Source organism: Pseudomonas sp. JS425 (genome assembly GCF_018223845.1).
GTDB classification, from domain to species: Bacteria; Pseudomonadota; Gammaproteobacteria; order Pseudomonadales; family Pseudomonadaceae; genus Aquipseudomonas; species Aquipseudomonas asiatica.
Genome location: NZ_CP073661.1, coordinates 4,259,598 through 4,276,145, shown reverse-complemented (window position 1 = coordinate 4,276,145; position 16,548 = coordinate 4,259,598). Strand labels below are relative to the sequence as shown.

At 60.3% G+C, this 16,548-nt stretch carries 14 protein-coding genes; 12 read left to right on the top strand and 2 right to left on the bottom strand.

Annotated elements, in window-relative coordinates; all coding sequences use genetic code 11:
- Window positions 1–24 precede the first annotated feature (24 nt).
- From KDB76_RS19855 to KDB76_RS19845, 3 genes are all read left to right on the top strand, one after another.
- Complete coding sequence (locus KDB76_RS19855) at window positions 25–498, top strand: hypothetical protein (RefSeq protein ID WP_013973448.1); 474 nt, start codon at window positions 25–27, stop codon at window positions 496–498.
- Window positions 499–628: 130 nt separating this feature from the next.
- Window positions 629–883 (top strand): YkgJ family cysteine cluster protein, encoded by a 255-nt coding sequence (locus KDB76_RS19850; protein WP_023661894.1) that lies wholly within the window; start codon window positions 629–631, stop codon window positions 881–883.
- Window positions 884–916: 33 nt separating this feature from the next.
- Window positions 917–1,522 (top strand): START domain-containing protein, encoded by a 606-nt coding sequence (locus KDB76_RS19845; protein ID WP_024087417.1) that lies wholly within the window; start codon window positions 917–919, stop codon window positions 1,520–1,522.
- 179 nt (window positions 1,523–1,701) lie between these two features.
- Here the strand turns inward: KDB76_RS19845 and KDB76_RS19840 are convergent, their stop codons facing one another.
- Both KDB76_RS19840 and gltA read right to left on the bottom strand, forming a co-directional pair.
- Window positions 1,702–3,012 (bottom strand): IS4 family transposase, encoded by a 1,311-nt coding sequence (locus KDB76_RS19840; RefSeq protein ID WP_024086280.1) that lies wholly within the window; start codon window positions 3,010–3,012, stop codon window positions 1,702–1,704.
- A gap of 123 nt (window positions 3,013–3,135) precedes the next feature.
- Window positions 3,136–4,425, bottom strand: a complete 1,290-nt coding sequence (gltA, locus tag KDB76_RS19835) for a citrate synthase (RefSeq protein WP_013973445.1) — start codon at window positions 4,423–4,425, stop codon at window positions 3,136–3,138.
- 352 nt (window positions 4,426–4,777) lie between these two features.
- Between gltA and sdhC the strand changes: the two genes are divergently transcribed.
- The 9 genes from sdhC to sucD all read left to right on the top strand — a co-directional run bounded on the left by sdhC (window position 4,778) and on the right by sucD (window position 16,111).
- Window positions 4,778–5,164, top strand: a complete 387-nt coding sequence (gene sdhC / locus KDB76_RS19830) for a succinate dehydrogenase, cytochrome b556 subunit (RefSeq protein ID WP_012315350.1) — start codon at window positions 4,778–4,780, stop codon at window positions 5,162–5,164.
- Entirely contained in the window at window positions 5,158–5,526 is a 369-nt protein-coding gene (gene sdhD / locus KDB76_RS19825; RefSeq protein WP_003254214.1) for a succinate dehydrogenase, hydrophobic membrane anchor protein, read from the top strand. The genes sdhC and sdhD overlap by 7 nt, the downstream gene beginning before the upstream one ends.
- 3 nt (window positions 5,527–5,529) lie before the next feature.
- Complete coding sequence (gene sdhA / locus KDB76_RS19820; RefSeq protein WP_013973442.1) at window positions 5,530–7,302, top strand: succinate dehydrogenase flavoprotein subunit; 1,773 nt, start codon at window positions 5,530–5,532, stop codon at window positions 7,300–7,302.
- A gap of 11 nt (window positions 7,303–7,313) precedes the next feature.
- The gene (locus KDB76_RS19815; protein WP_011534752.1) at window positions 7,314–8,018 is read left to right on the top strand and encodes a succinate dehydrogenase iron-sulfur subunit; all 705 of its coding nucleotides are present in this window, start codon (window positions 7,314–7,316) and stop codon (window positions 8,016–8,018) included.
- A gap of 245 nt (window positions 8,019–8,263) precedes the next feature.
- Entirely contained in the window at window positions 8,264–11,095 is a 2,832-nt protein-coding gene (locus tag KDB76_RS19810; RefSeq protein WP_013973441.1) for a 2-oxoglutarate dehydrogenase E1 component, read from the top strand.
- A 42-nt stretch (window positions 11,096–11,137) separates the two neighbouring features.
- Window positions 11,138–12,358 carry a 2-oxoglutarate dehydrogenase complex dihydrolipoyllysine-residue succinyltransferase gene (odhB, locus tag KDB76_RS19805; RefSeq protein WP_013973440.1) on the top strand — a complete coding sequence of 407 codons (1,221 nt, stop codon included), beginning with the start codon at window positions 11,138–11,140 and terminating at the stop codon, window positions 12,356–12,358.
- 93 nt (window positions 12,359–12,451) lie between these two features.
- A complete protein-coding gene (gene lpdA / locus KDB76_RS19800; protein ID WP_013973439.1) occupies window positions 12,452–13,888 on the top strand; it encodes a dihydrolipoyl dehydrogenase in 1,437 nt (478 codons plus the stop codon).
- A gap of 172 nt (window positions 13,889–14,060) precedes the next feature.
- Window positions 14,061–15,227 (top strand): ADP-forming succinate--CoA ligase subunit beta, encoded by a 1,167-nt coding sequence (gene sucC, locus KDB76_RS19795; protein WP_003254205.1) that lies wholly within the window; start codon window positions 14,061–14,063, stop codon window positions 15,225–15,227.
- On the top strand, window positions 15,227–16,111 hold the full coding sequence (gene sucD / locus KDB76_RS19790) for a succinate--CoA ligase subunit alpha (RefSeq protein ID WP_038410005.1): 885 nt from the start codon (window positions 15,227–15,229) through the stop codon (window positions 16,109–16,111). The genes sucC and sucD overlap by 1 nt, the downstream gene beginning before the upstream one ends.
- Window positions 16,112–16,548: the final 437 nt, after the last annotated feature.

Genomic DNA, 16,548 nt, shown 5'->3' with positions numbered 1-16,548 from the left:
TTCCTGCCAGTCTGTCCATTTGCCATGAATGCTCTGCGCCGTTTTGCCCTGATCTTGTGCCTTGTACCGCTCTGCAGCCTGGCTGGTGTTGCCCAGGCTGCACAGCCGACAAGCCAGGCGCAGGCGGCCAAGCCGGTGCAGAAGGCCGCAGCCAGGCCAGCGCACAAACAATCAGCAAAAAAAGCCGGTAACAGCAAGGCCAGGCCGGCGCGCAAGCAGGTGAGCAAGGAGGTTGCCAAGCCGCTACCCAAGGCAAAGCTCGACCTCAGCCTGCCGGCCGAGATGGTCGATAACCTTGAGCCAGATGTGGGCAGCCTGTCGCCGATACAGCGTCGCAAACCTCTTCTGCCCCCCATGTTCACTGAAAAGCCAGAGACCAGCGACAGCCCGTTCCAGCTCAATGGCCGGTTGATCAGCAATGAAATGCAGCTGCAGCTACGCAATGACAGCCGTCGGGAAGTGGAAGGGGCGGCCATCGATTTCGAGTACCGCCAGTAGCTGGCGAACTGACTGCCGGGTCATGGCAGATTTCATCGTGCCAGCAATTTCAAACGCCTGTTTGAGCGGTTACTATCCAGGGACGCTCGTCCCGTTTTGTTCCAGGGAGTCGTTATTTTGGTGAAGAGCCATGAACTGTCGTGAGGGCTGTGGTGCCTGCTGCATCGCCCCGTCCATCACCTCTGCGATGCCGCGCATGCCCAATGGCAAGCCGGCTGGCGAGCGCTGCCTGCACCTGACTGTCGACAACCTCTGCGACTTGTTCGGCAAGCCCGAAAGGCCTGCGGTGTGTGGTGGTTTCAAGGCGGATGTCGAGGTGTGTGGCAGTGATCGTGATGAGGCTATAAGGATTCTCGGCTGGTGGGAACAGATAACGGCGGCGTGACAGGCTGGATCTTCGAAAACAAGGATAAACATGATGAGATCGTTCAAGCGTATTGCTCTGCTGTGTGGCATGGGTGTTCTGCTGGCGCCTGCGGCCTGGGCCGAAAACTGGCAGGTGGCCAAGGACGAGGAGGGGATCAAGGTTTCCCTTAGCGAAGTGGCCGGTTCCAAGTACAAGGCCTATCAAGGTGTCACTGTGATCAAGGCGCCGCTGGCCAAGGTGCAGGCGTTGCAGGAGGACGTGGTCGGGGCTTGTGCATGGATTCACGAATGCAAGTCGCAGAAGCTGCTCAAGCACGAAGGTGACCAAAGCTGGACCTATACCCAGTTCAATACGCCATGGCCGGTGACGCCGCGGGACTCGGTGTTGCATGTGACTACTGTGAAGGAGGCTGATGGCAGCCTGGTGCGCAACCTGAAGGAAGAGCCGACCTATATCCCGGAAGAGAAGGGCTTTGTGCGGGTGGCGAAGGTCGAAGGCTTCTGGAAGCTGGTGCCCAAGGGCGACAGCACGGAAGTGACCTATCAGGTGCACACCGAACCGGGTGGTAGCGTGCCGGCGATGGTGGCCAACAAGTTCGTGGTGGATGCGCCGTTCAATACCCTGAAAGGGTTGCGGGAGCGGGCTGAGAAAAACTGAGGCATTGTGTCACCTGTGCTGGCCTCTTCGCGGGTAAACCCGCTCCTACAGGTATCCCGCAAACTTTCGGGCCTGTGGGGTCCCTGTGGGAGCGGGTTTACCCGCGAAGAGACCAGCACAGGACGAATAAAAAAGGCTGCCCGAGGGCTAATGCCAGTCAGTTAAGCTGACTGGCATTTTCATTTTCGGGTCGGATATTTTGCAGGGCGCTGCTTCACCACTCTGGGGAACCATCGATCGGGTCGCCGATGGGGTAGGACATACTGAGCCGCTGACGCCTGCAGATCTGCCAAAAAACCTGGCAAGTTGCCGGGATGGTTTAATGACGTGCCATGCAGCAAGCCCAGAATCGCCCAGCTACAAGCGGTAAAGCTCATCTCGCATGGGTACACGCCTGGGCACTGTCTCGACATCTGCACCATCTGATAACGCAATAGGTTGTAGCCCAACAGCACGCCCCACAGCTCTTGCGCAATCATCTCCGGCGTCTTGCTTCTCAGGGTGTATTCGCCCCCCAGAAGTCCTTGTTTGATCTCCCGATAACCCAGCTCGATTTCCCAGCGCTGACTGTAAAGATCAACGATCTCATCGCCAGGGAAGCGCTGCGCATCGGTCATTGAGGTCAAGACACTCACAACCTTTCCTTTGATTGTTTTGCTCAGCAGTCGTGCCCGCATTTCCAGCGGCAAGCCTGGCCATTGCTTGCGGGCCTGGGGCGATGTGCGCAGGACGACCACGGCATCGTTGCGTCCTAGCGTGTGTTCCACCTCGTACTGAGTGCCCTTTTTCACAGGGATCAGCCAGTGTCGATGCTCACCTTGTGACTGCCAGTGGTGCAGCAAGCCCAACGAATAGAACCCTTTATCGAACAGGGTCAGCGAGTGGTTCGGCGTGGTCGCGATCAGCTGCTCTGCCAGCTTCATTTCACTACTGTGGTAGCTCTCGAAAGTGCTGTTTATCAGTAAGTGGCTGGTCAGCTCCATCTGGCAGACCATCCTAACCTGAGGAAAACCGCCATCCCCATGCTGATTGGTAGCGCCCCCGTAAAACGCACGGTTTTCAGCTGTGTCAGGCGTACTCCAGACAACACCGTCCACACCAAGCAGCGTCAAACCCAACCAGTGCGGGTGCTTGGTTTCTTCGTGCCACCGCTGCTGAGTGAGCGTGAAAACTTCACGTACAGCTTCACTGCCCAGTCGCTGCCGCCCTTGTACAACAGCACTGGGGGCCACCAGAGGCCTCTTGCCCGGCAGCATGATGTCCATGTGGTTTACGACATCCCAAGCCGACATACGGCGGAACAGCGCCATGCCGATGATGCACCACACCAGGCTCTCAAGCGGGAGGCGTCGCTTGCGAATGGTCGCGACACCTGCCGTCTCAAAAGCTTGTTGCACAAGATCAGGATCGAGCAACGCCCCCAGCCCCTCGAGGGCATGTGGCCGCGATGCCATTTCGTGAGTGAGGGAGAGGGCTTGTGACAGGCGCATAAAAAATCCGATGCTCGTTTCCAAGCATCGGATTTTGCGGCCTACGGGCTAAAGCTCAAAGCGTCAGTCTTAACTGACTGGCATTAGCCCGAGGGCAGCCTTTTTGCGTTCGGCTATGGAAGCTTACTTGCGGTCCTGCAGCGCAACGATGTCGCGCTTCTGCTCGCCGGTGTACAGCTGGCGCGGGCGGCCGATCTTGTACGGGCTGGAGAGCATTTCTTTCCAGTGCGAGATCCAGCCCACGGTACGTGCCAGGGCGAAGATCACGGTGAACATGCTGGTCGGAATGCCGATTGCCTTGAGGATGATCCCCGAGTAGAAGTCGACGTTCGGGTACAGCGAGCGCTCGATGAAGTACGGATCGGTCAGGGCGATCTCTTCCAGGCGCATGGCCAGTTCCAGCTGCGGGTCGTTCTTGATGCCCAGCTCGCGCAGGACTTCGTCGCAGGTCTGCTTCATCACGGTGGCGCGCGGGTCGCGGTTCTTGTACACGCGGTGACCGAAGCCCATGAGCTTGAACGGGTCGTTCTTGTCCTTGGCCTTGGCGATGAACTTGTCGATGTTCGAGACATCGCCGATTTCATCGAGCATGGTCAGTACCGCTTCGTTCGCACCGCCGTGGGCCGGGCCCCACAGTGCGGCGATACCGGCGGCGATGCAGGCGAACGGGTTGGCACCCGACGAACCGGCCAGACGAACGGTGGAGGTGGAGGCGTTCTGCTCGTGGTCGGCGTGGAGGATGAAGATCCGGTCCATCGCCTTGGCCAGCACCGGGCTGATCGGTTTGATCTCGCACGGGGTGTTGAACATCATGTGCAGGAAGTTTTCCGCGTACGACAGGTCGTTGCGCGGGTACATCATCGGCTGGCCCATGGAGTACTTGTAAACCATCGCGGCCAGGGTCGGCATCTTGGCGACCAGGCGCACCGCGGAAATTTCGCGGTGTTGCGGGTTATTGATGTCCAGGGAGTCGTGATAGAACGCCGACAGGGCGCCAACCACGCCGCACATCACTGCCATCGGGTGGGCGTCGCGGCGGAAGCCGTTGAAGAAGGACTTCAACTGCTCGTGAACCATGGTGTGGTTCTTCACGGTGCTGACGAACTGGGCCTTCTGCTCGGCATTCGGCAGTTCGCCGTTGAGCAGCAGGTAGCAGGTTTCGAGGTAGTCGGATTTTTCAGCGAGCTGTTCGATCGGGTAGCCGCGGTGCAGCAGGATACCTTTGTCGCCGTCAATGTAGGTGATCTTCGACTCGCACGAGGCAGTCGCCATGAAACCAGGGTCGAAGGTGAAGTGACCAGTGGCCCCCAACCCGCGGACGTCGATTACATCAGGACCAACGGTGCCGGTTAAAATGGGCAGCTCGACGGGGGCAGCGCCCTCGATGACCAACTGCGCTTTTTTGTCAGCCATGTGGCCTCCTATTAATGCTTGAAATCATCAGACAGACCCCCCACGCAGGGCCCGCACCACTATAGAGGGATAAATTCAGATGTCAATTTGCCTAAAGGCTTGTTGAAACAGGCATTGAGGCCTGATTTTTCGCGAAATTCTCGCCCATTTACGCCTTTTGTGCGCTAAAGGCAATGCGCTATTTGGGCTACCCCGTCACGTTGTCATAAGCAGCCTAACTGTCTATACTCGCAACCCGACCGCCAGGGGCTTGCAAGCCCGAACTGCTGGGGGTCGCCGTTCCCTGGGTGGTGGGTACCTGACCAGTACACTTACCAACAACTTTGCCCTGATTCGCTAGGGGCTCTTCAGTGTGAAAAAAGCCGTGAAAAGCCAACGACCTGTAAACCTAGACCTAAGGACCATCAAGCTCCCCGTCACTGCGTACACGTCCATCCTGCATCGTATCTCCGGCGTCATCCTGTTCCTCGGCCTTGCCATCATGCTTTATGCACTGGGCAAGTCGCTGGGTTCCGAGGAAGGCTTTGGTGAGGTGAAGGCGTGTCTGACCAGCCCGCTGGCCAAATTCGTGACCTGGGGCCTGCTGTCCGCCCTGCTTTATCACCTCGTGGCAGGTGTTCGTCACCTGATCATGGACATGGGCATCGGTGAGACGCTGGAAGGCGGCAAGCTGGGCTCGAAAATCGTGATCGTCATCTCCGTGGTGCTGATCGTTCTGGTGGGAGTTTGGGTATGGTAACCAATGTCACGAACCTGTCGCGTTCGGGCCTCTATGACTGGATGGCGCAGCGCGTTTCTGCGGTCGTTCTCGCGGCTTACTTCCTCTTCCTGATCGGCTACGTGGTCGCCCACCCAGGCATCGACTACACCCAGTGGCATGGTCTGTTCTCCAACAACGCGATGCGGATCTTCAGTCTGCTGGCCCTCGTTGCCCTGGGCGCTCACGCCTGGGTCGGCATGTGGACCATTGCGACCGACTACCTGACGCCTATGTCGTTCGGCAAGTCGGCAACTGCGATTCGTTTCCTGTTCCAGGCGGTATGCGGCGTTGCGATGTTCGCTTACTTCGTCTGGGGTGTGCAGATTCTCTGGGGTATCTGATCCATGGCTAGCATTCCAACCATTTCCTTCGACGCCATCATCATCGGTGGCGGCGGCGCCGGCATGCGCGCTGCGCTGCAGCTGGCTCAAGGCGGCCACAAGACTGCCGTAGTCACCAAGGTCTTCCCGACCCGTTCGCACACTGTATCCGCCCAGGGCGGCATCACCTGCGCCATCGCTTCGGCCGACCCGAACGACGACTGGCGCTGGCACATGTACGATACCGTCAAGGGCTCCGACTACATCGGTGACCAGGACGCTATCGAATATATGTGTCAGGAAGGCCCGGCTGCGGTCTTCGAGCTGGACCACATGGGCCTGCCGTTCTCGCGTACCGAAACCGGTCGCATCTACCAGCGTCCGTTCGGTGGCCAGTCCAAGGACTTCGGTAAAGGTGGCCAGGCTGCCCGTACCTGCGCCGCTTCCGACCGTACCGGTCACGCGCTGCTGCACACCCTGTACCAGGGCAACCTGAAAGCCGGCACCACCTTCCTCAACGAGTACTACGCAGTTGACCTGGTGAAGAACCAGGACGGCGCATTCGTTGGCGTGATCGCGATCTGCATCGAAACCGGCGAGACCCTGTACATCAAGTCCAAGGCCACCGTGCTGGCAACTGGCGGTGCCGGCCGTATCTACGCCTCCACCACCAACGCCCTGATCAACACCGGTGACGGCGTGGGCATGGCCCTGCGTGCCGGCGTGCCGGTGCAGGACATCGAAATGTGGCAGTTCCACCCGACCGGCATCGCCGGCGCCGGTGTACTGGTCACCGAAGGTTGCCGCGGTGAGGGTGGCTACCTGATCAACGCCCACGGCGAGCGCTTCATGGAGCGTTACGCGCCGAACGCGAAAGACCTGGCCGGCCGCGACGTGGTCGCCCGTTCCATGGTCAAGGAAATCATCGCCGGCAACGGCGTGGGCCCGAACAAGGACCACGTACTGCTGAAGCTGGACCACCTGGGCGAGGAAGTGCTGCACAGCCGTCTGCCAGGTATCTGCGAGCTGTCCAAGACCTTCGCCCACGTCGACCCTGTGGTCGCGCCGGTACCGGTCATCCCGACCTGCCACTACATGATGGGCGGCGTTGCCACCAACATTCATGGCCAGGCCATTACCATGGACGCCGAAGGCAACGACCACATCATCCCGGGCCTGTTCGCCGTAGGTGAAGTGGCGTGCGTATCTGTTCACGGTGCCAACCGCCTGGGCGGCAACTCGCTGCTCGACCTGGTGGTGTTCGGCCGTGCTGCCGGCCTGCACCTGGAGAAGGCGCTGACCGAAGGCGTGGAATACCGCGACGCCAGCGACACCGACGTCGATGTTGCCCTGAACCGCCTGAACAAGCTGAACGAGCGCACCACCGGTGAAGACGTTGCCAGCCTGAAGCGCGAGCTGCAGAGCTGCATGCAGAACTACTTCGGTGTATTCCGTACTGGCGAATACATGCAGAAGGGTATCGAGCAGCTGGCCGGTCTGCGTGACCGTATCGCCAACGTCAAGATCAACGACAAGTCCCAGGCCTTCAACACCGCGCGTATCGAAGCGCTGGAGCTGCAGAACCTGCTGGAAGTCGCCGAAGCTACCGCCATCGCGGCAGAAGCCCGTAAAGAGTCCCGCGGCGCTCACGCCCGTGAAGACTACGAAGACCGTGACGACGAAAACTGGCTGTGCCACACCCTGTACTACCCGGGTGAGAAGCGCGTCGCCAAGCGTGGCGTCAACTTTGCGCCGAAGACTGTTCCAGCCTTCGAACCAAAAGTCCGGACTTACTAAGGGTGGCCGCTATGTTGCAAGTCGAAGTTTATCGTTACAACCCGGACACCGATTCGGCGCCGAAAATGCAGACCTTCCAGGTCGATACCGGCGGCAAGGATCTGATGGTTCTGGACGTGCTGGCACTGATCAAGGAACAGGACGAAGGTTTCTCCTATCGTCGCTCGTGCCGTGAAGGCGTTTGCGGTTCCGATGGCATGAACATCAACGGCAAGAACGGCCTGGCCTGCATCACCCCGTTGTCGGCGGTGGTGAAGGGCAACAAGCTGATTCTGCGTCCGCTGCCGGGCCTGCCGGTCATTCGTGACCTGGTCGTCGATATGAGCATCTTCTACAAGCAGTACGAGAAGGTGAAGCCGTTCCTGCAGAACGACACCCCGGCACCGGCCATCGAGCGCCTGCAGTCGCCGGAAGACCGCGACAAGCTGGACGGCCTGTACGAGTGCATCCTGTGCGCTTGCTGCTCGACCTCCTGCCCGTCGTTCTGGTGGAACCCGGACAAGTTCCTGGGCCCCGCCGCACTGCTGCAGGCCTATCGCTTCCTGGCCGACAGCCGTGACACCAAGACCCAGGAGCGCCTGGCGTCCCTGGATGACCCGTTCAGCGTATTCCGCTGCCGCGGGATCATGAACTGCGTCAACGTTTGCCCGAAAGGTCTGAACCCGACCAAGGCAATCGGCCACGTACGTAACATGCTGCTGCAAAGCGGCACCTGATACAAAGAGTTGTACCTGCAGTAAGCCGAGGTGCGGGTGGTGAGCCCGCACTGAGGTAAAACCCGAACAAGGGCCCACAAAGCCTGCGTTCATTACCTATGAAGATATGAGACCAGCAGGGGCTTCCGGGCTGGTACCCGGAAAATCAGCAGGATCCAAGTGGCGTGGTTCAGTCGCTGTATTCGGACTTTTCCAGGTTTGCTGTGGCTCTCGCCGATCAGTCCCCTAACCGAGGGTGACCAAGCATGCAAGAAAGCGTGATGCAGCGCATGTGGGAAAGCGCCCACCTTTCAGGTGGTAACGCTGCATATGTGGAAGAGCTTTATGAGCTCTACCTGCACGACCCTAACGCTGTGCCAGAAGAGTGGCGCACCTACTTCCAGAAGTTGCCCGCCGACGGCAGCACCGCTACCGATGTATCGCACTCGACAATCCGCGACCATTTCGTACTGCTGGCAAAGAACCAGCGCCGCGCCCAACCGGTATCCGCCGGGAGCGTGAGCAGTGAACACGAGAAGAAGCAGGTTGAAGTTCTGCGACTGATCCAGGCCTATCGTATGCGCGGCCATCAGGCTGCCAAGCTCGACCCGTTGGGGTTGTGGCAGCGTCCTGCGCCCGTAGACCTGTCGATCAATCACTACGGCTTGACCAATGCCGATCTTGATACGACCTTCCGTGCCGGCGACCTGTTCATCGGCAAAGAGGAGGCGAGCCTACGCGAGATCTTCGAGGCGCTCCAGAAGACATATTGTCGCACCATTGGCGCCGAGTTCACCCATATCGTCGATTCCGAGCAGCGCAGCTGGTTCCAGCAGCGTCTGGAAAGCGTGCGCGGCCGTCCGGAGTTTTCCGCTGACGTGCAGGCCCACCTGCTCGAGCGCGTGACCGCCGGTGAAGGCCTTGAGAAATATCTGGGCACCAAGTACCCGGGCACCAAGCGTTTCGGCCTCGAGGGCGGCGAAAGCCTGATCCCGATGCTGGACGAGATGATCCAGCGCTCCGGTTCCTACGGCACCAAGGAAGTCGTGATCGGCATGGCCCACCGTGGCCGCCTGAACGTTCTGGTCAACACCTTCGGCAAGAACCCGCGCGAGCTGTTCGACGAGTTCGAAGGCAAGAAGATGAACGAGCTGGGCTCCGGTGACGTCAAGTACCACCAGGGCTTCTCCTCGAACGTGATGACCCCGGGCGGCGAAGTGCACCTGGCCATGGCGTTCAACCCGTCCCACCTGGAAATCGTCTCGCCAGTGGTCGAGGGTTCGGTGCGCGCCCGTCAGGACCGCCGCAACGACACCGTTGGCGACAAGGTACTGCCGATCTCGATCCACGGCGACGCAGCATTCGCCGGCCAGGGCGTGGTCATGGAAACCTTCCAGATGTCGCAGACCCGCGGTTTCAAGACCGGCGGTACCGTGCACATCGTGATCAACAACCAGGTTGGTTTCACCATCAGCAACCCGCTGGACGCGCGCTCCACCGAGTACGCCACCGACGTTGCCAAGATGATCCAGGCGCCGATCCTGCACGTGAACGGCGACGACCCGGAAGCCGTGCTGTTCGTGACCCAGCTGGCCATCGACTACCGCATGCAGTTCAAGCGTGACGTGGTCATCGACCTGGTCTGCTACCGCCGCCGCGGCCACAACGAGGCCGACGAGCCGAACGGCACCCAGCCTTTGATGTACCAGCAGATCAGCAAGCAGCGCACCACGCGTGAACTGTACGCTGAGGCACTGATCCAGGCCGGCCGCATCGATGCCGAACGCGCCCAGGCCAAGATCGACGAGTACCGCAACGCGCTGGACAACGGCCTGCACGTTGTGAAGAGCCTGGTCAAGGAGCCGAACCGCGAGCTGTTCGTCGACTGGCGTCCGTACCTGGGCCATGCCTGGACCGCGCGTCACGATACCCGCTTCGACCTCAAGACCCTGCAGGAACTGTCGGCCAAGCTGCTGGAGATCCCGGAAGGTTTCGTCGTCCAGCGCCAGGTCGCCAAGATCTACGAAGACCGCCAGAAGATGCAGGCCGGTGGCTTGCCGATCAACTGGGGTTATGCAGAGACCATGGCCTACGCCACCCTGCAGTTCGAAGGTCACCCGATCCGCATGACCGGCCAGGACATCGGCCGTGGCACCTTCTCGCACCGTCACGCGGTGCTGCACAACCAGAAGGACGCCAGCACCTACGTACCGCTGAAGAACCTGTTCCCGGGCCAGCCTCAGTTCGAACTGTACGACTCCTTCCTGTCGGAAGAAGCGGTACTGGCCTTCGAATACGGCTACTCGACCACCACGCCGAACGCGCTGGTGATCTGGGAAGCCCAGTTCGGTGACTTCGCCAACGGTGCGCAAGTGGTGATCGACCAGTTCATCACCAGCGGCGAGCACAAGTGGGGCCGTCTGTGCGGTCTGACCATGCTGCTGCCACACGGTTATGAAGGGCAGGGCCCGGAGCACTCCTCCGCGCGCCTGGAGCGTTACCTGCAGCTGTGCGCCGAGCACAACATCCAGGTCTGCGTACCGACCACCCCGGCCCAGATCTACCACCTGCTGCGTCGCCAGGTCATCCGTCCGCTGCGCAAGCCGCTGATCGTGCTGACGCCGAAGTCGCTGCTGCGCCACAAGCTGGCCATCTCGACCCTGGAAGACCTGGCAGAAGGCTCGTTCCAGACCGTGATCCCGGAAATCGACAGCCTCGATCCGGCCAAGGTCGAACGCCTGGTCCTGTGCGGCGGCAAGGTTTACTACGACCTGCTGGAAAAACGCCGTGCCGAAGGCCGCGAAGACATCGCCATCGTGCGTATCGAGCAGCTGTATCCGTTCCCTGAGGACGACCTGGTCGAAATCCTGGCGCCTTACACCAACCTCAAGCATGCGGTCTGGTGTCAGGAAGAGCCGATGAACCAGGGCGCCTGGTACAGCAGCCAGCACCACATGCGCCGTATCCTGGGCCGCCACAACAAGGCACTGGTCCTGGAATACGCCGGCCGCGACGCTTCCGCCGCGCCAGCCTGTGGTTACGCATCGAAGCACGCCGAACAGCAGGAAAAACTGCTGCAAGACGCCTTCACTGTTTAATGCCTTCGCGCACCTGAAACCGAATTTAAGGAAACACAGATAATGGCTATCGAGATCAAAGCCCCAACCTTCCCGGAATCGGTTGCCGATGGCACCGTTGCCACCTGGCACAAGCAGCCGGGCGATGCCGTCAAGCGTGACGAGCTGATCGTCGACATCGAGACCGACAAGGTCGTCCTGGAAGTACTGGCCACCGCCGACGGCGTGCTGGGCGCCATCGTCAAGGGCGAGGGCGACACCGTCCTGTCCGACGAAGTACTGGGTTCGATCGTTGAAGGCGGTGCTGCCGCTGCTGCACCAGCTGCCGCCCCGGCCGCTGCTGCCCCGGCTGCCGCTGCTGCCGACGCTGGCGAAGAAGACCCGGTTGCCGCCCCGGCCGCGCGCAAGCTGGCTGAAGAGAACGGCATCGACCTGGCTGCCGTTGCCGGCACCGGCAAAGGTGGTCGCATCACCAAGGAAGACGTCGTCGCTGCCGTCGCCAACAAGAAGTCGGCGCCTGCTGCAGCTGCCAAGCCTGCCGCCGCTGCCGCTGCTGCCCCGGTTGTCGTTGCCGCTGGCGACCGCACCGAGAAGCGCGTGCCGATGACCCGCCTGCGCGCCAAGATCGCCGAGCGTCTGGTCGAAGCCCAGTCGAGCATGGCCATGCTGACCACCTTCAACGAAGTCGACATGACCGAAGTCATGGCCCTGCGTTCGAAGTACAAGGACCTGTTCGAGAAGACCCACAACGGCGTGCGCCTGGGCTTCATGTCGTTCTTCGTCAAGGCTGCCACCGAAGCCCTGAAGCGCTTCCCGGCTGTCAACGCCTCGATCGATGGCAACGATATCGTCTACCACGGCTACGCCGACGTCGGCGTTGCCGTGTCCAGCGACCGTGGCCTGGTGGTACCGGTACTGCGTAACGCCGAGTCGATGAGCCTGGCGGAAATCGAGAACGGCATCGCCACCTTCGGCAAGAAGGCTCGTGATGGCAAGCTGGCCATCGAAGAGATGACTGGCGGCACCTTCACCATCACCAACGGTGGTACCTTCGGTTCGATGATGTCGACCCCGATCGTCAACCCGCCGCAGGCCGCCATTCTCGGCATGCACAACATCATCCAGCGCCCGATGGCCATCAATGGTCAGGTTGTGATTCGCCCGATGATGTACCTGGCGCTGTCGTACGATCACCGCCTGATCGACGGCAAGGAAGCGGTAACCTTCCTGGTCACCATCAAGAACCTGCTGGAAGATCCGTCTCGCCTGCTGCTGGACATCTAACCCTCTGGCTGCGTACCGTGCCGGCCCTGGCTTCGCAGGAAGCCATGCCGCGCGGTCCGCGGCTTGTAGCTTGTAGCTGATAAGGAATCTTTTATGACCCAGAAATTCGACGTAGTGGTGATTGGTGCAGGTCCTGGCGGCTATGTTGCTGCCATCAAGGCCGCACAACTTGGTCTGAAGACTGCCTGTATCGAGAAGTACACCGACGCCGAGGGCAAGCTGGCCCTGGGCGGCACCTGCCTGAACGTAGGTTGCATTCCTTCCAAGGCGCTGCTGGACAGCTCCTGGAAGTACAAGGAAGCCAAAGAGAGCTTCAACGTCCACGGTATCTCCACTGGTGAAGTGAAGATGGACGTCGCCGCGATGGTTGGCCGCAAGGCTGGCATCGTCAAGAACCTGACCGGTGGCGTTGCCACCCTGTTCAAGGCCAACGGCGTTACTTCGATCCAGGGCCACGGCAAGCTGCTGGCCGGCAAGAAAGTCGAAGTCACCAAGGCTGACGGCACCACCGAAGTCATCGAAGCCGAGAACGTGATCCTGGCTTCCGGCTCGCGCCCGATCGACATTCCACCGGCTCCGGTCGACCAGAACGTCATCGTCGACTCCACCGGCGCCCTGGAATTCCAGGCCGTGCCGAAGCGCCTGGGCGTTATCGGTGCTGGCGTGATCGGCCTGGAGCTGGGCTCGGTATGGGCTCGCCTGGGTGCTGAAGTCACCGTCCTGGAAGCCCTGGACACCTTCCTGATGGCTGCCGACACCGCCGTGTCGAAAGAAGCCCAGAAGACCCTGACCAAGCAAGGCCTGGACATCAAGCTGGGTGCGCGCGTCACCGGTTCGAAAGTCAACGGCAACGAAGTCGAAGTGACCTACACCGACGCCAACGGCGAGCAGAAGATCACCTTCGACAAGCTGATCGTCGCGGTCGGCCGTCGCCCGGTGACCACCGACCTGCTGGCTGCCGACAGCGGTGTGACCATCGATGAGCGTGGCTACATCTTCGTCGACGACTACTGCGCTACCAGCGTACCGGGCGTGTATGCCATCGGTGACGTGGTGCGCGGTATGATGCTGGCCCACAAGGCCTCGGAAGAGGGCATCATGGTGGTCGAGCGCATCAAGGGCCACAAGGCCCAGATGAACTACGACCTGATTCCGTCGGTCATCTACACCCACCCGGAAATCGCGTGGGTCGGCAAGACCGAACAGGCCTTGAAGGCCGAAGGCGTTGAGGTTAACGTGGGCACCTTCCCGTTCGCGGCCAGCGGCCGTGCGATGGCTGCCAACGACACCGGTGGTTTCGTCAAGGTCATCGCCGATGCCAAGACCGACCGCGTCCTGGGTGTACACGTGATTGGCCCATCGGCTGCCGAACTGGTGCAGCAGGGCGCAATCGCAATGGAATTCGGCACCAGTGCCGAGGATCTGGGCATGATGGTCTTCAGCCATCCGACCCTGTCCGAAGCGTTGCATGAAGCAGCGCTGGCAGTGAATGGCGGCGCCATTCACGTGGCCAACCGTAAGAAGCGTTAATTATAAGAAACCACGGCGGGCTGCCCGTCGTGAGTCTTGCGTGCATGACTCACCGCGGAAAGTCCGCCGGACCGGATCACACGGGAAAACCCGGGGTCAACGGTCACAGGTGGTGCGGCGCCAGTGATGGCGCAGCGCCGAAGCGCAGTACCTAACGAAGACGGTAAAAAGCATGAATCTTCACGAGTATCAGGGTAAGCAGCTGTTCGCTGAGTACGGCCTGCCAGTTTCCAAGGGTTTCGCTGTCGATACCCCTGAGCAAGCTGCAGAAGCCTGCGACAAGATCGGCGGGAACGAGTGGGTGGTAAAAGCCCAGGTTCACGCGGGTGGTCGCGGTAAGGCGGGCGGCGTCAAGCTGGTTCGCAGCAAAGAAGACGCCAAGGCGTTCGCTGCACAGTGGTTGGGCAAGAATCTGGTTACCTACCAGACCGATGCCAACGGTCAACCCGTCTCCAAGATTCTGGTCGAATCCTGCACTGACATCGCCAAAGAGCTGTATCTGGGCGCTGTAGTCGATCGTTCGAGCCGCCGTATCGTGTTCATGGCTTCCACCGAAGGTGGCGTGGACATCGAGAAAGTCGCTCACGAAACGCCTGAGAAGATCCTCAAGGCCACCATCGACCCGCTGGTCGGCGCTCAGCCGTTCCAGGGTCGCGAGCTGGCGTTCCAGCTGGGCCTGGAAGGCAAGCAAGTTCAACAGTTCGCCAAGATCTTCGTTGGTCTGGCCAAGCTGTTCAAGGATCACGACCTGGCCCTGCTGGAAGTGAACCCGCTGGTGATCAAGGCCGACGGCGACCTGCACTGCCTCGATGCCAAGATCAACATCGACGCCAACGCCATGTACCGTCAGCCTAAGCTGAAAACCTTCCACGACCCGTCGCAGGACGACGCCCGTGAAGCCCACGCTGCCAAGTTCGAACTGAACTACGTTGCCCTCGAAGGCAACATCGGCTGCATGGTCAACGGTGCCGGCCTGGCCATGGGTACCATGGACATCGTCAACCTGCACGGCGGCAAACCGGCCAACTTCCTCGACGTTGGTGGTGGTGCTACCAAAGAGCGCGTTACCGAAGCGTTCAAGATCATTCTGTCCGACAGCAATGTCGCGGCCGTTCTGGTCAACATCTTCGGCGGCATCGTTCGCTGCGACATGATTGCCGAAGGCATCATCGGTGCAGTGAAAGAAGTCGGCGTGAAAGTTCCGGTTGTCGTTCGCCTTGAAGGCAACAACGCCGAACTGGGCGCTAAAGTACTGGCAGAAAGCGGTTTGAACATCATTGCGGCAACCAGCCTGACCGACGCTGCTCAACAAGTTGTCAAAGCTGCGGAGGGCAAGTAATGAGCGTCCTGATCAATAAAGACACCAAAGTCATCTGCCAGGGCTTCACCGGCTCGCAGGGTACTTTCCACTCCGAACAGGCCATCGCCTACGGCACCAAGATGGTCGGCGGCGTAACCCCAGGCAAGGGTGGCACCACCCACCTGGGCCTCCCAGTGTTCAACACTGTGAAAGAAGCTGTGGAAGCTACCGGCGCTGATGCTTCGGTGATCTACGTTCCGGCTCCTTTCTGCAAGGACTCGATCCTGGAAGCTGCCTTCGGCGGCATCAAGCTGATCGTGTGCATCACCGAAGGCATTCCTACCCTGGACATGCTGGATGCCAAGGTCAAGTGCGACGAGCTGGGCGTGACCCTGATCGGCCCTAACTGCCCAGGTGTCATCACCCCGGGCGAGTGCAAGATCGGCATCATGCCAGGCCACATCCACCTGCCAGGCAAGGTCGGTATCGTTTCGCGTTCCGGCACCCTGACCTACGAAGCTGTGAAGCAGACCACCGACGCCGGCTTCGGCCAGTCGACCTGCGTCGGCATCGGCGGTGACCCGATCCCGGGCTCCAACTTCATCGACATCCTGAAGCTGTTCCAGGAAGACCCGAAGACCGAAGCGATCGTCATGATCGGCGAGATCGGCGGTTCGGCTGAAGAAGAAGCTGCGGCCTACATCAAGGCCAACGTCACCAAGTCTGTCGTTTCCTACATCGCTGGTGTTACCGCACCTGCGGGCAAGCGCATGGGTCACGCTGGCGCCATCATCTCCGGCGGCAAGGGCACTGCGGACGAGAAGTTCGCCGCTCTGCAGGACGCTGGTGTGAAGACCGTGCGTTCCCTGGCTGACATCGGCAAGGCCCTGGCCGAGCTGACTGGCTGGGAAGTCAAGAAGTAATACTGCTATACCCCCCACGCGCACAGAGGCCACCTTCGGGTGGCCTTTGTCGTTTCTGGGGGGAATTCCTGTGCCGGCCTCTTCGCGGGCTTGCCCGCCCCCACATGAGATCTCCACTTTCCGGGGCTGTGGTGATCCCCTGTGGGAGCGGGCAAGCCCGCGAAGAGGCCGGTACAGGCAACATGGATTTTTCGATGGCTTTGATAGGAATTTTCACGCAGACGAATGTTTCAATTCGAGGATAATTCTCGCTGTCCTCGGTCGCACAGACGACAAACATGTACGCACATCGGACAAGCAGTACTGTGCCAGTGCGTTTGACTGACAAAACAGTTACATTACGCGCTCACTCTGTGCCCGTACCCCAAAAGGGAACGACACGCTAAACGGGTCTGGCCTATCAAGCCGGGCAGCATTTCCCCTCATCCAAAGGGAAA